At 69.0% G+C, this 12,990-nt stretch carries 11 protein-coding genes; 8 read left to right on the top strand and 3 right to left on the bottom strand.

Annotated features, from left to right (window positions below):
• Positions 1-12 precede the first annotated feature (12 nt).
• The 3 genes from P0Y52_00725 to P0Y52_00715 all read left to right on the top strand — a co-directional run bounded on the left by P0Y52_00725 (position 13) and on the right by P0Y52_00715 (position 4,586).
• Positions 13-1,134: an HlyD family secretion protein gene (locus P0Y52_00725; protein ID WEK58094.1), complete on the top strand. Its 1,122-nt coding sequence runs from the start codon at positions 13-15 to the stop codon at positions 1,132-1,134.
• 163 nt (positions 1,135-1,297) lie between these two features.
• Positions 1,298-2,560: a multidrug effflux MFS transporter gene (locus tag P0Y52_00720; protein ID WEK58093.1), complete on the top strand. Its 1,263-nt coding sequence runs from the start codon at positions 1,298-1,300 to the stop codon at positions 2,558-2,560.
• 52 nt (positions 2,561-2,612) lie between these two features.
• Positions 2,613-4,586: a M1 family metallopeptidase gene (locus P0Y52_00715; GenBank protein WEK58092.1), complete on the top strand. Its 1,974-nt coding sequence runs from the start codon at positions 2,613-2,615 to the stop codon at positions 4,584-4,586.
• Positions 4,587-4,778: 192 nt separating this feature from the next.
• Here the strand turns inward: P0Y52_00715 and P0Y52_00710 are convergent, their stop codons facing one another.
• Both P0Y52_00710 and P0Y52_00705 read right to left on the bottom strand, forming a co-directional pair.
• On the bottom strand, positions 4,779-5,210 hold the full coding sequence (locus P0Y52_00710; protein ID WEK58091.1) for a DUF488 domain-containing protein: 432 nt from the start codon (positions 5,208-5,210) through the stop codon (positions 4,779-4,781).
• Positions 5,211-5,319: 109 nt separating this feature from the next.
• Complete coding sequence (locus P0Y52_00705; GenBank protein ID WEK58090.1) at positions 5,320-5,751, bottom strand: hypothetical protein; 432 nt, start codon at positions 5,749-5,751, stop codon at positions 5,320-5,322.
• Positions 5,752-6,201: 450 nt separating this feature from the next.
• Here P0Y52_00705 and P0Y52_00700 point away from each other — a divergent pair, with 450 nt between their 5' ends.
• Together P0Y52_00700 and P0Y52_00695 are read left to right on the top strand one after the other, a co-directional pair.
• Positions 6,202-7,881 carry an amidohydrolase gene (locus P0Y52_00700; protein ID WEK58089.1) on the top strand — a complete coding sequence of 560 codons (1,680 nt, stop codon included), beginning with the start codon at positions 6,202-6,204 and terminating at the stop codon, positions 7,879-7,881.
• 126 nt (positions 7,882-8,007) lie between these two features.
• Positions 8,008-8,982, top strand: a complete 975-nt coding sequence (locus P0Y52_00695; protein ID WEK58088.1) for a complex I NDUFA9 subunit family protein — start codon at positions 8,008-8,010, stop codon at positions 8,980-8,982.
• A 102-nt stretch (positions 8,983-9,084) separates the two neighbouring features.
• Here P0Y52_00695 and P0Y52_00690 read toward each other — a convergent pair whose 3' ends face one another.
• The gene (locus P0Y52_00690) at positions 9,085-9,891 is read right to left on the bottom strand and encodes an undecaprenyl-diphosphate phosphatase (protein ID WEK58087.1); all 807 of its coding nucleotides are present in this window, start codon (positions 9,889-9,891) and stop codon (positions 9,085-9,087) included.
• A gap of 112 nt (positions 9,892-10,003) precedes the next feature.
• Between P0Y52_00690 and P0Y52_00685 the strand changes: the two genes are divergently transcribed.
• The 3 genes from P0Y52_00685 to queG are packed head-to-tail and all read left to right on the top strand — an operon-like array spanning position 10,004 to position 12,845.
• The gene (locus P0Y52_00685) at positions 10,004-10,957 is read left to right on the top strand and encodes a cation diffusion facilitator family transporter (GenBank protein ID WEK58086.1); all 954 of its coding nucleotides are present in this window, start codon (positions 10,004-10,006) and stop codon (positions 10,955-10,957) included.
• A gap of 60 nt (positions 10,958-11,017) precedes the next feature.
• Entirely contained in the window at positions 11,018-11,704 is a 687-nt protein-coding gene (locus P0Y52_00680; GenBank protein WEK58085.1) for a glutathione S-transferase family protein, read from the top strand.
• Between the two features lie 25 nt (positions 11,705-11,729).
• A complete protein-coding gene (gene queG / locus P0Y52_00675) occupies positions 11,730-12,845 on the top strand; it encodes a tRNA epoxyqueuosine(34) reductase QueG (protein ID WEK58084.1) in 1,116 nt (371 codons plus the stop codon).
• Positions 12,846-12,990: the final 145 nt, after the last annotated feature.

Here is a 12,990-nt window from a genome sequence, read left to right as displayed (position 1 = left end):
CCGGACCCGACCATGACCGACGCCACCCCCGCCCCCGCTCCCGCTCAAGCGCCCGCCGCCCCGCCGCCGCCCGCCGCACCCGCGCCCGCAGCGCCCGCGCCGTCCAGCAGCCGACGCGTCATGGTCAGCGTGGTCCTGGTCCTGATCGCCCTGGTGGGCGTGGGTCTGGTGCTGCACGCCTGGCGTCTGCCGCCGTTCGACGGCGGACCGCAGACCACGGACAACGCCTATGTTCGCGGGCCCGTGACCATCATCAGCCCCCAGGTCAGCGGCTATGTCACCTCGGTCGAGGTGCAGGACTTCCAGATGGTGAAACAGGGTCAGCTTCTGGCCACCATCGACGACCGCATCTATCGCCAGAAGCTGGATCAGGCCAAGGCGGCTCTGCACTCAGCCGAAGCGGCCCTGGCCAACTCGGCCCAGAGCCAGGCCTCGGCGCGCGGCTCGGTCGCCCAGACCCGCGCCTCCATCGCCGGGGCAGAGTCCGCCGTGACCAAGGCCCGCGCCGACGCCCAGCGCGTCCGCACCCTGTTCGCTGGCGGCTGGGTGGCCCAGGCTCAGGTGGACACGGCCCAGAACGCCCTGCGCGCCGCCGAGGCCCAGTTGGCCGCCGCCCGCGCCGCCGAGGGCGTGGCCCAGACCGGCGTCACGTCCGCCGTGGTCAGCCGCGGCTCGCTGGAAGCCGCCGTCGAGAACGCCCAGGCCCAGGTCCGTCTGGCTCAGATCGATCTGGACAATACCCGCATCACCGCCCCGCGCGCCGGTCGTCTGGGCGAGGTGACGGTGCGCGTCGGCCAGCAGGTCTCGGTCGGCACGCAGTTGACGGCCCTGGTGCCTGACGTGGTCTGGGTGACGGCCAATATGAAGGAGACCCAGATGCGCGACGTCCGCGTCGGCCAGCCGGTCGAGATCGCCGTCGACGCCCTGGGCGGTCAGACGCTGAAGGGCCGGGTCGAGCGCATCTCGCCCGCCACCGGGTCCGAGTTCAGCGTCATCCGCCCCGACAACGCCACCGGCAACTTCACCAAGGTGGCCCAGCGCGTGCCGGTCCGCATCTCCATCGATCCCGGCCAGGAAGCCGCCACGCGGTTGGCCCCCGGCATGTCGGTGACGGCGCGGATCGACGTCAACTAGAGGGAAGGGCCCAGTCCCTATCCGCTCATCCCGGCGTCCGCCGGGATGAGCGGGTTTCAAAGACGGTTCTTCAACCTGCGGCGCCAGCCGCCCTCATGCTGCAACGCAAGAATGATGCAGCTTCAGGGTTGCGTCAGCCTGTCGCAGGCCGCATCTGGTCCCGATGATCAGTTCCTCGACCGTTTACGCCGCCAAGCCCAAGGGGCCGGGGTTCGCCGAATTCGTCTGCCTCATCGCCATCATGATGGCGATGAACGCCCTGGCCATCGACGCCATGCTGCCGGCCCTGCCGCACATCGGCGAGGATCTGGGCGTCGCCAACGAGAACACCCGTCAGTGGGTCATCACCGCCTATCTGCTGGGCTTCGGCGGGGCTCAGCTGTTTTACGGCCCGTTGTCGGATCGTTATGGCCGTCGTCCGGTGCTGTTCGTCGGCATCGGCCTCTATGTCCTGTTCAGCGTGCTGGCCGCCTTCGCCCATTCGTTCGAGTGGCTGATCCTGTCGCGCATCGGCATGGGTCTGGGGTCGGCGGCGACGCGGGTGCTGGCCGTCTCCATCGTGCGCGACCGCTACGCCGGGCGCACCATGGCGCGGGTCATGTCGCTGAGCTTCCTGGTCTTCCTCGGCGTGCCGATCCTGGCCCCGACGGTCGGCCAGCTCATCATGCTGGTGGCGCCCTGGCGCTGGATCTTCGGCTTCTTCGCCCTGTTCGGCGGGTCCTTCCTGCTGTGGGCCGCCCTGCGCCTGCCCGAGACCCTGCATCCCGAAGACCGGATGCCGATCAACGTGAAGCGCATCGCCGGCGCCTTTGGTCAGGCCCTGACCAGCCGTCTGGGCATGGGCTACACCCTGGCCATGACCGCCATCAGCGGCGCCCTGTTCGCCTTCATCAACTCGTCGCAGCAGATCTTCTTCGACGTGTTCAAGTCGCCCGGCCTGTTCACCACCGTCTTCGCCCTGGTGGCCGGCGGCATCGCCCTGGCGTCCGTGCTGAACTCGCGGATCGTCGAAAAGCTGGGCTCGCGCCTGATCGCGCACACGGCCCTGTTCGGCTTCATCGGGTTCAGCGTCCTGCACGCGATCGTCGCCTATACGGGGCATGACAGCCTGTGGGTCTTCGCCGCCTTCCAGGCCTGCAAGATGTTCTGCTTCGGCTTCATCGCCGGCAATTTCGGCTCGATGGCCATGGAGCCCATGGGCCATATCGCCGGCACCGCGGCCTCGGCCCAGGGCTTCATCTCGACCATCGGCGGCGCCCTGCTGGGCTTCTGGATCGGCCAGCAGTTCGACGGCTCCACCGTGCCGATGACGGTCGGTTTCGCCGTTCTGGGCGTCGTCGCCCTGTTGCTGGTGCTGGCCGCCGAGAAGGGGCGGCTGTTCAAGGCGCATCACCTGCCTCCGGCGGGCGCCGCAGCCAAGGCTTGATCTTTCGGGGCGAAGGGAGCCTTTTCGGGCGCATCTGAATACGGAGCGTTCGATGACCCTGAAGCTGGCCGGCCTGGTATCCGCCATGGCCCTGACCGCAGCGCTTGGCGCCTGCGCCACCGCCCCCGCCCAAGCCCCCGCCCAAGCCCCCGAAGGCAGCGTGCCGATGACGCCTCTCGCCCCCGCGGCCCCCGCTTTCGCCTACGCCAACGACATCCACTCCAACGCCCGCCCGGCCGAGGCGCGCGTCGGCCATGTGGCGCTGGATCTGACCGCCGACTTCGCCGCCAAGACCCTGTCGGGCTCGGCCACGCTGGACGTCACCGGCCGCGTCGGCGCGACCGAGGTGGTGCTGGACACCAAGAACCTGGACATCCGCGGCGTGCGCGACGCACAGGGCCGTCCCCTGCGCTATGAGCTGGGCGCCGTGGACGCCATCAAGGGCCAGGCCCTGACCGTCCACCTGCCCGCCTTCGTCGGCAGCGAAGCTCAGAAGGTCGTCGTCGACTATTCCACCCGCCCCGACGCGGCGGCCCTGCAATGGCTCAGCCCGCAACAGACGGCGGGCGGCGCCAAGCCCTATCTGTTCAGCCAGGGCCAGGCCATCCTGACCCGCACCTGGGTCCCGACCCAGGACAGCCCCGGCATCCGCCAGACCTATTCCGCCCGCATCACGGCCCCCGCCGACCTGACCGTGGTCATGTCCGCCGAGCACCTGACGCCGCAAGGCGAAGCCGCCGGCGCGGGCCAGAAGGCCTGGCGCTTCGACATGGATCGCCCGATCCCGCCCTATCTGATGGCCGTGGCCATCGGCGACATCGCCTTCGCCCCGTTCGACGCCCGCACCGGCGTCTGGACCGAGCCGAGCCGTCTGCAGGCCGCCCACGACGAGTTGCAATCGACCCCGCGCATGGTGGACGCCGCCGAGACCCTCTACGGCCCCTATCGCTGGGGCCGCTACGACCTGCTGGTCCTGCCGCCCAGCTTCCCCTTCGGCGGGATGGAGAACCCGCGCCTGACCTTCGCCACCCCGACCATCATCGCCGGGGATCAGTCGCTGGTCTCTCTGGTGGCGCACGAGCTGGCGCACTCCTGGTCGGGCAATCTGGTGACCAACGCCACCTGGTCGGACATCTGGCTGAACGAAGGCACCACGGTCTATTTCGAGAACCGCATCATGGAGGCCCTCTACGGCCGCGACCGCGCCATGCAGGAGCAGGTCCTGGGCTGGGGCGAGCTGTCGGCCGAACTGGCCACGACCGCGCCCGACGACACCAAGCTGCATATCGACCTGACCGGGCGCGATCCCGACGACGGCCTGTCGGGCGTGCCCTATGAAAAGGGCGCGGCCATGCTGCGCACCATCGAGCGCATCGTCGGTCGCCCGACCTTCGACGCCTGGCTGCGCGGCTATTTCGACCGCCACGCCTTCCAGCCCATGACCGACGTGGGCTTCCTGGCCGACATCCGCGAGCACCTGATCAAGGGCGACGCGGCGCTGGAGGCCCAACTGCAGCTGGACAACTGGATCTACAAACCCGGCATGCCGTCGAACTGGGTCCCGCCGGTGTCGCACGCCTTCGAGGCCGTGGATCAACAGGCCAAGGCCTTCTTCGCCGACAGGGGGCCGGCCTCGGCCATCGACTGGAAAAACTGGAACACCCAGCAGCGCCAGCGCTTCCTGGCCTGGCGTCCCGAGGGGCTCCAGGCCGGCGCCGACTGGCTGACCCCGGCGCAGCTGGCCGATCTGGAGAAGACGCTGAACCTGGCTGACGAGGGCAACGCCGAGCTGACCTTCGCCTGGCTGCAGATCGCCCTGGCGCACCGCTATGAGCCCGCCGTCGCCACCGCCGACCGCTTCCTGACCAGCCAGGGCCGGCGCAAGTTCGTCCTGCCCCTGTTCCAGACCCTGTGGAACGAAGGCGACTGGGGCCGTCCCATCGCCACGCGCATCTACGCCAAGGCCCGCCCCCTCTATCACCCGGTCACGACGGGCTCGGTGGATCAACTGGTGGGCCGTCCGTAACGAAAAACGATCCTCCCCCGCAGGCGGGGGAGGGGGACCGCGCAGCGGTGGAGGGGGCGGCTGTAGCCGCCACCCTCAGCCCCTGGATCGCCGCTGTCGGAGGTCCAAAATTCCAAGCTGCGGGGCCATGATCTCGCCCCCTCCACCATGCTGCGCATGGTCCCCCTCCCCCGCTGCGCAGGGGAGGATCAGTTATAGATCCACCACCTCGACCCCGTCCTCGCGGGCCAGTCGGTCAGCGAGGACGGCGCGGTGGCAACCGCAGGCCTCGGCCTCGAAGCACAGCAGGGCGACGCGCTTCTCGCCCGCCACATGGCGCAGCTGCTGAAAGGCGGCCTCGGCGTCTGGCTCCTGCATATGGGCGTTGAAGACGGCGTGCATGGCGGCGACGTCGCCCTTCCTCGCCGCGTCGCGACCCGCCTTGGGCGTGCCCAGCGCCCGCAGTTGCAGATAGTCGACGCCTTCCGCCCTCAGGCTCTCCCCCAGCACCGTCTTGGAAAAGCCCGCGATCCGCGACGAGGCCACGGCCCGCACGTCGGCCACCAGTTCGACGCCCACCGCCTTCAGCCGCTCGATGACCTGGCCTTGCGTCGCGCCTTCATAGCCGATGGTGAACAGCTTCATCCGGCCAGCATCGAACGAAAGCCGCCGGGCGCCAAGCCTTATGGCACGACGCCTATGCCGCGCCCGAGAGCAGACTTGGATGACGTCATCCAAGGGTGGCTAGCGGACGTTAGCTCTGCACCGTCCGGAACGGTTTCATCTCATCTCGCAGCGGTGCCCAGCGGCCTGCCCGGAACGCTGTCAGCGCGAGTTGACCCGTATTGCCGTCGTGAACCCCTGTAATCGTAAGCCCCAAGCTCTCAAGGACGATGAAGCCAAGCAACTGCTGGGCTTGTCCGTCTTCTCTGATTAATCGTTCGAAGTCAGCCATTGAAGATAGGGGGCGTGCCCCATCTACAATGGGATTGGCTTCGGGCGCGACGCCAACCTCTGCCAGTCCCGCGTCATCAAACGTCAGTCGAATGTTTGGATAGCGGGCCACCGTTTCCCCCGAACGGCCCTTCACCATGGAGATAGGGTTCCCCCATTGTTTCCGCACCTCATCGAGAGAGGCACCAAAAGCGATTTCAGCGACGCCTATATTCGGATGAATTTCCAGCATGGTGGAGCTTCGCAGCGCATGTGAATTTCCGCAACGGGTCGCAAGCCGAAGTTCGCGTCCCATCGGAAAGCAGACACTCGTGCGGACAGCCTCGGATGACGTCATCGAGACTTCCATGTCCCCCCGCTGTCGCAACCTCGCACCCCAAACCCCATGATTTTCCGGGTTTGCGCACGGCTCGACGCCCTATCCCAGGCGCCGTCGCCGGATGTGTCATGATGGCTTCGGGTCTTTGACATCGCCATTCGCCGCCTGACCGCCCGATCACCGGGACAAGGTCGTCCGGCCAGCCTTGAGGCCCCGAGCGGGGAGCGGGAGCGCCCCTCCGCCGCCCCTCGCCATTGCACCAATTGCACTGTTTTTTTCGCGGCGCCGTGCAATGCGCCGCCGCGCCGGACTTGACGCCGGGCCTTCAGACCCGCTCCCTGCGCCCCAGTTGGAGGATGCCCCATGATCCGTTTCGCCCCAAACGCCGGGCCCCAGAGCGCGGCCCTGGCCGCCGTTCTGATGCTGGCGGCCGCGCCCTCGGCCCAGGCCCAGAACCTGCTGATCCGGGGCGGCGCCATCCATACCGGGAATGAGGCCCAACCGACCGCCGATGTGGTGGCCGTTCGCGACGGGCGCATCGCCTATGTCGGCGCCGCCGCTGGCGCGCCTTCGGCCGAGGGGCTGGAGGTGGTGGACCTGAAGGGGGCGACGCTGTTTCCGGGCTTCACCGACGGCCATGCCCACCTGGACGGCATCGGCTGGCGCGAGATGACGCTGAACCTGGAAGGCTCGGCTTCAGTCGTCGAGGCCATGGCCCGGTTGACCGACTGGGCCAAGAGACACCCCGAGGGCGTCATCGTCGGGCGCGGCTGGATCGAGACCCATTGGCCCGAGAAGCGCTTCCTGACCGCCGCCGATCTGGACGCCGCCGCGCCGGGCCGGGTGGTGCTGCTGAGCCGGGCCGACGGCCATGCGGTCGCCGCCTCCAGCCTCGCCCTGACCGCCGCCGGGATCGAGGCCGCCACCCCCGCCCCCTCCGGCGGCGAGATCCTGAAGGCCGCCGACGGCCGCCCCACCGGCCTGCTGGTCGACGCCGCCATGGCCCTGGTCGATCCCCTGATGCCGCAAGCCGACGCGACGGCCACCCGCGCCGCCTATCGCGCCGGGTTCGGGGTCTATGCCCGCTACGGCTGGACCGGCGTCCACTTCATGAGCGCCCCGTGGAAGGACGTGCCCCTGCTGGAGCAGATGGCGCGCGACGGCGAGGCGCCTCTGCGGGTCTATAACAGCGTCACCCCCGACGGCGCCCGCGCCCTCTACGCCTCAGGCCCGCGCCAGGCCGTCGACGGTCGGATCGTCACGCGGGCGGTCAAGTTCTACGCCGACGGCGCCCTGGGCTCGCGCGGCGCGGCCCTGTTCGCGCCCTATGCCGATCAGCCGCACACGACCGGCCTGATGCAGACCACCGGGGCCGAGATGGTCCCGCTGTATGAAGAGGCCCTGCGCTCCGGCATCCAGCTGGCCACCCACGCCATCGGCGACCGGGGCAACCACGAGGTCGCCGCCTGGTATGAACAGGCCATGCGCGAGGTCCCGCGCGCCGAGTGGAAGCTGGCCGATCCGCGCTGGCGCATCGAGCACGCCCAGATCATCCGGCCCGCCGACTATCACTACTTTGACGACCTGCCGATCATCGCCTCCATGCAGCCCAGCCACGCCATTGGCGACCTGCATTTCGCCGCCGCCCGCCTGGGCGACGCCCGGCTGGACGGGGCCTACGCCTGGCACACCCTGGTGAACCGGGGCGTGATCGTGGTCGGCGGCTCCGACGCCCCCGTCGAGCGCGGCGACCCGCTGATCGAGTTCTACGCCGCCGTGGCGCGCCGCGATCTCGATGGCTTCCAGGGCCCGGACTGGCGCCCCGATGAGGCCGTGGACCGGGCGACGGCGCTGAAGATGTTCACCCTCTGGCCCGCCTACGCCAGCTTCCGCGAGGGCGAGCTGGGCACCATCGAGGTCGGCAAGCGCGCCGACCTGACCGCCTTCGACATCGACCTGATGACCGTGCCCGCCGCCGACATCCCCCGGGGCCATGCCGTCCTGACCGTGGTCGATGGGCAGGTGGTCTATCGGGCCGACTAAAGCCCCTCCAACCAGCCCGCGGGCCCCTCTGTGCGTTGCGGCGGGGCGGCGCATCGGTTAAGCCCCGCCCATGAATTTCTTCTCCGGCCGCCCGCCAGCGGCCGGGTTTGGCGTTGGAGCGTACAGATGGCTGATTTCGCCCCCGGACTGGTCACCGTTTTCGGCGGCTCGGGCTTTGTCGGAACCCAGGTGGTGCGAGCCCTGGCCAAGCGCGGCTGGCGCGTGCGCGTCGCCGTGCGCAAGCCGGCCCTGGCCTATGAGCTGCGCATGGCCGGCGACGTCGGCCAGATCCAGACCGTCCGCTGCGACATCACCGACAAGGCCGCCGTGGCCGAGGCGATCAAGGGCGCCGACGCCGTGATCAACCTGGTCGGCATCCTGTTCGAGACCGGCGGCCGCAAGTTCGAGGCCCTGCATGTCGAGGGCGCCGTCAACGTGGCCGAGGCCGCCCGCGCCGCGGGCGTCAAGCGCCTGACCCACATGTCGGCCATCGGCGCCGACGTGAACGCCAAGGCCGCCTACGCCCGCACCAAGGGCGCCGCCGAGGCCGCCGTGCGCGCCGCCTTCCCCGGCGCCGTGGTCATCCGCCCGTCGATTATCTTCGGCTCGGACGACGCCTTCCTGAACAAGTTCGCCGCCATGGCGACCGTCTCGCCCGCCCTGCCCCTGATCGGCGGCGGCGTGACCAAGTTCCAGCCCGTCTATGTCGGCGACGTGGCCGAGGCCATCGCCCGCGCCACCGTCTCCCCGGAAGCCGAGGGCAAGACCTTCGAACTGGGCGGACCGTCGGTCTGGACCTTCGAGGACATCCTGAAATTCATCCTGCGCGAGACCAAGCGCAACCGCTTCCTGATCCCGGTCCCCTTCTTCGCCGCCCGCATCCTGGGGTCGATGGCGCAGATCCCGGCGGCCATCGGCCTGAAGCCCGCCCTGACCAAGGACCAGGTCCTGCTGCTGGAGAGCGACAACGTCGTCGCGCCGGGCGCCGAGGGTCTGGCGGCCCTGGGCGTCGAACCGACCGGCCTGGAGGCCATCGCGCCGAGCTATCTGTTCCGCTACCGCGTCGGCGGCCAGTACGCCGAAAGCCCGGCCGCCGCCTGATCGGGCTGGTCATAAAGAACCCCTCGGGACGCTGGTCCCGAGGGGTTTTTCTTTGAGCGTTGACCGGCGCTTTCCTCCCCATTTCATGGGGAGGAAAGAAGGTTAGAGCGCGCCCGTCACGGCCAGGCCCACGATCCCCGCCACGCCGACCGCGATCCGCCACCAGGCGAAGGGACCGAAGCCGCGCCGGGACACGAAGTCGAGCAGGAAGCGCACCACCACCAGGGCCGTGATGAAGGCGGCGACAAACCCCACCGCGATCAGGCCGATGTCGCTGAAGTCCAGCACCGCACGGTTCTTGAACAGATCATAGGCCACCGCCGCCCCCATGGTCGGCAGGGCCAGGAAGAAGCTGAACTCGGCCGCCGAACGCTTGTCGGTCTTCAGCAGCAGACCGCCGGCGATGGTGGCGCCCGAGCGCGACACGCCGGGAATCATGGCCAAACACTGGAACAGGCCGATCAGGAAATAGACCCGCATCGGATAGCGGTCGGCGTCCAGATAGACCGGGAACTTGTCCACCCGATCCAGCCACAACAGCACCAGACCGCCAAGGATCAGCGCGACGCAGATGACCAGCGGCGTCTCGAACAGCACCGTCTTGATGAAGCCGTAGGCGAAGAAGCCGATCACCGCCGCCGGCAGGAAGGCCACCAGCAAACCGATCAGAAACCGCCGCGCCTCGGGATCGAAGGGCCAGCGCGTCGCCAGGGTCCACAGGCGCTTGAAATAGACGCTGATGATGGCCAGCAGGGCGCCCAGCTGGATGACGATCTCGAACGTCTTGCCGGTGCTTTCGAAGCCGAGAAAATGCCCCAGCAGCAGCAGGTGGCCGGTGGACGACACCGGAATGAACTCGGTCAATCCCTCGACCAGACCCAGAAGGATCGCCGTCAGCCAGTCCGCCATGAAAACTCCGTCTCAACCCGCGGCGGTTCGTCCGCGCCGGGCAGGCCTTCTTAGCGCCCCGGACAAGACGCCGCCATTGGCGGATGCGCGGTTTTGCGCGACAAGGGCGGGGATGACCGCCTCCGCCCTCGACGACGCTCACGCCACGACCCGCCGGATCACCACCCTGTCGGTGGGGACGGCGACGATCCTGATCGTGATGAAGGCCTTTGCGCTGGGCGCCTCGGGCTCGGTGTCGATCCTGGCGACCCTGGCGGATTCCTCGCTGGACCTGATCGCCTCTCTGGCCACTTTTTTCGCCGTGCGCTGGGCGGCGGCGCCCGCTGATCCCGAGCACCGCTACGGCCACGGCAAGGCCGAGGCCCTGGCCGGTCTGGTGCAGGCGGGCCTGATCTTCGCCTCCGCCGTCTTCATCGGCTGGGAGGCGGTGCAGCGAATCTTCGACCCTCGTCCCGTCGCCGCAGGGGGCTGGGCCGTCGGCGTGGTCGTCGCCTCCATCGCCGTGACCCTGTGGCTGGTGTGGATGCAGACCCAGGCGCTGAAGAAGACCGCCTCCCTGGCCGTGGCGGGCGACCGCGCCCACTACGCCGCCGACCTGGCGGCCAATGTGGTGGTGCTGATCGGCGTGATCTCGGGCGCCTATCTGGGCGCGCCGGGGCTGGACGCGGCGGCGGGTCTGGTCGTGGCGGTCTGGCTGTTCTGGGGCGCCATCACCCTGCTGCGCGAGTCCGCCGATCACCTGCTGGACCACGCCGGGCCGGAAGAGGCGCGCGTGACCATCGCCGCCGCCGTCCTGGCCGACCCCCGTATCTCGGGCCTGCACCAACTGCGCACCCGCATGGCCGGCCAGGCGCTGATGGTGCAGATGCATGTCGATCTGGACCCGCAACTGACGCTGGAGGCCGCCCACGCCATCGTGGTCGAGGCCGAGCAGCGCATCCAGGCCGCCTTCCCCCACGCCGATGTCCTGATCCACGCCGACCCGCGCGGCCGGGCCGAAGTCCATCCCGCGCGCGCCGACGACGCCGTCGAGCCGCTGAGCCTCCAGCCCGGCCCCTGGTCCTGAACCGCGACAGGCCGTCGCGGTAAACGGAGCCTTAACGAGCGCGAGCGCATGGAGGGGAGAATGTCATCGCCCGCCGTCCTCTATCACTTCGCCTTCCACCCCGGCTCGCGCACCGCGCGGCTGGCGCTGGGCGAGGCGCGCCTGGATTTCGGCGAGGAGCCGGTCAAGCCGTGGGAAGACGACTGCCCGGTCTTCGACCTCAACCCCTCGGGGATGCCGCCCGTCCTGACCGTGACGGAGAAGGGCAAGACCCTGACCCTGTGCGAGACCGACGCCATCCTCGGCTGGATCGAAGATCGGTCCAAGGGCGACGTCCTGATGCCCGCCGACATCGCCGAACGGGCCGAGGTGCGCCGCCTGACCGCCTGGTTCAACCGCCGTTTCATCGACGAGGTCGACGCCGTCCTGTTGCACGAGCGGATGGAAAAGCCCCTGCTCCGCCTGGGGCCGCCCGAGGCGCGCATGCTGCGCGAGGGTCGCGACGCCCTGCGCGTCCATCTGGCCATGCTGGAAGGTCTGGCCGCCGGGCGGGAATGGCTGGCCGGGCGTCGCCTCAGCCAGGCCGACCTGATCGCGGCGGGCCACCTCTCGGTGCTCGACTATTTCGGCGAGATCACCTGGGCGTCCTATCCGGCGCTGAAGACCTGGTATTCCAAACTCAAGTCCCGCCCCTGTTTCCGGCCCCTGCTGACCGACCGTTTCCCCGGCGTGCATCCGGCGACCTGGTACGCCGACCTCGACTTCTGAGGCTAACAGGGGCAAAGCCCCCGTCATGGCGGCCGATCCCCGCATCTTCATTCGACAGCGCGCCGCCGAACTGGGCTTCGGCGTGTGTCGCTTCGCCTCGGCCAGCGAGCCGTGGAGCGCGGGCGAGAAGCTGGCCCACTTCGTCGAGGCCGGGCGACACGGCGACATGGGCTGGATGGAGACGACGCTGGAGCGCCGCGCCCATCCGACCGCCATGTGGGACGGGGCCAGGACCGCCATCGTCCTGGGCATGAACTACGGCCCCGAGACCGATCCCCTGCCGGAACTACAAGACAAGTCGGCGGGCTACATTTCCGTCTATGCGCGCGGCGACGACTATCACGAGGTCATCAAGGGGCGACTGAAGATCCTGGCCGGTCAGATGGCCGCGCGGTTGGGGCAGGACGTAAAGGTCTTTGTCGACACCGCCCCCCTGATGGAAAAACCCCTGGCCCAGCGCGCCGGTCTGGGCTGGCAGGGCAAGCACACCAATCTGTTGAGCCGGACCCATGGCAACTGGCTCTTCCTCGGCGTCATCCTGACCGCCGCCGAGATCGAACCGGACGAGGCCGAGACCGAGCATTGCGGCCGCTGCACCGCCTGTCTGGACGCCTGCCCGACGAACGCCTTTCCCGCGCCCTTCCAGATCGATGCGCGGCGCTGCCTCTCCTATCTGACCATCGAATTCGCCGACCCGTGGCCGATCGAATTCCGCATCGCGGCGGGGCCGCGCATCTATGGCTGCGACGACTGTCTGGGCGCCTGTCCGTGGAACAAGTTCGCGCAAGGGGCGTCGGAGGCGCGTCTGCACGCCCGCGACAGCCTGAAGGGACCGCGGCTGGCCGACCTGCTGGCGCTCGACGATCCGGCCTTCCGCGCCCTGTTCACCAAGAGCCCGGTCAAGCGGATCGGGCGGGATCGGTTCATCCGCAACGTCCTCTATGCGGCGGGGAACTCAGCCGACGCTGAACTGATCGCCCCGGTCGAGGCCCTGCTGGACGATCCGGCGCCCGTGGTGCGCGGGGCGGCGGTCTGGGCGCTGTCACGGCTAGACGCCGAGCGGTTCGCGACGTTGCGCGAGACGCGGCTGGCGAGCGAAGAAGAAGAGAGCGTCAAAGCGGAATGGTCCTTCTCCCCTTGAGGGAGAAGGTGTCGTGCGAAGCATGACGGATGAGGGGTGACGACGGCGCCGTTTAGCAGTCAGGCTCAGCGTCAGCGCCGCTCATTGCTAAGCCTAGCGCTGACACCCCTCATCCGAGCGCCTTTGGCGCCCACCTTCTCCCTCA

This window comes from Candidatus Brevundimonas phytovorans, assembly GCA_029203145.1.
Lineage (GTDB): Bacteria > Pseudomonadota > Alphaproteobacteria > Caulobacterales > Caulobacteraceae > Brevundimonas > Brevundimonas phytovorans.
This window is presented reverse-complemented; position numbering and strand designations above follow the sequence as displayed.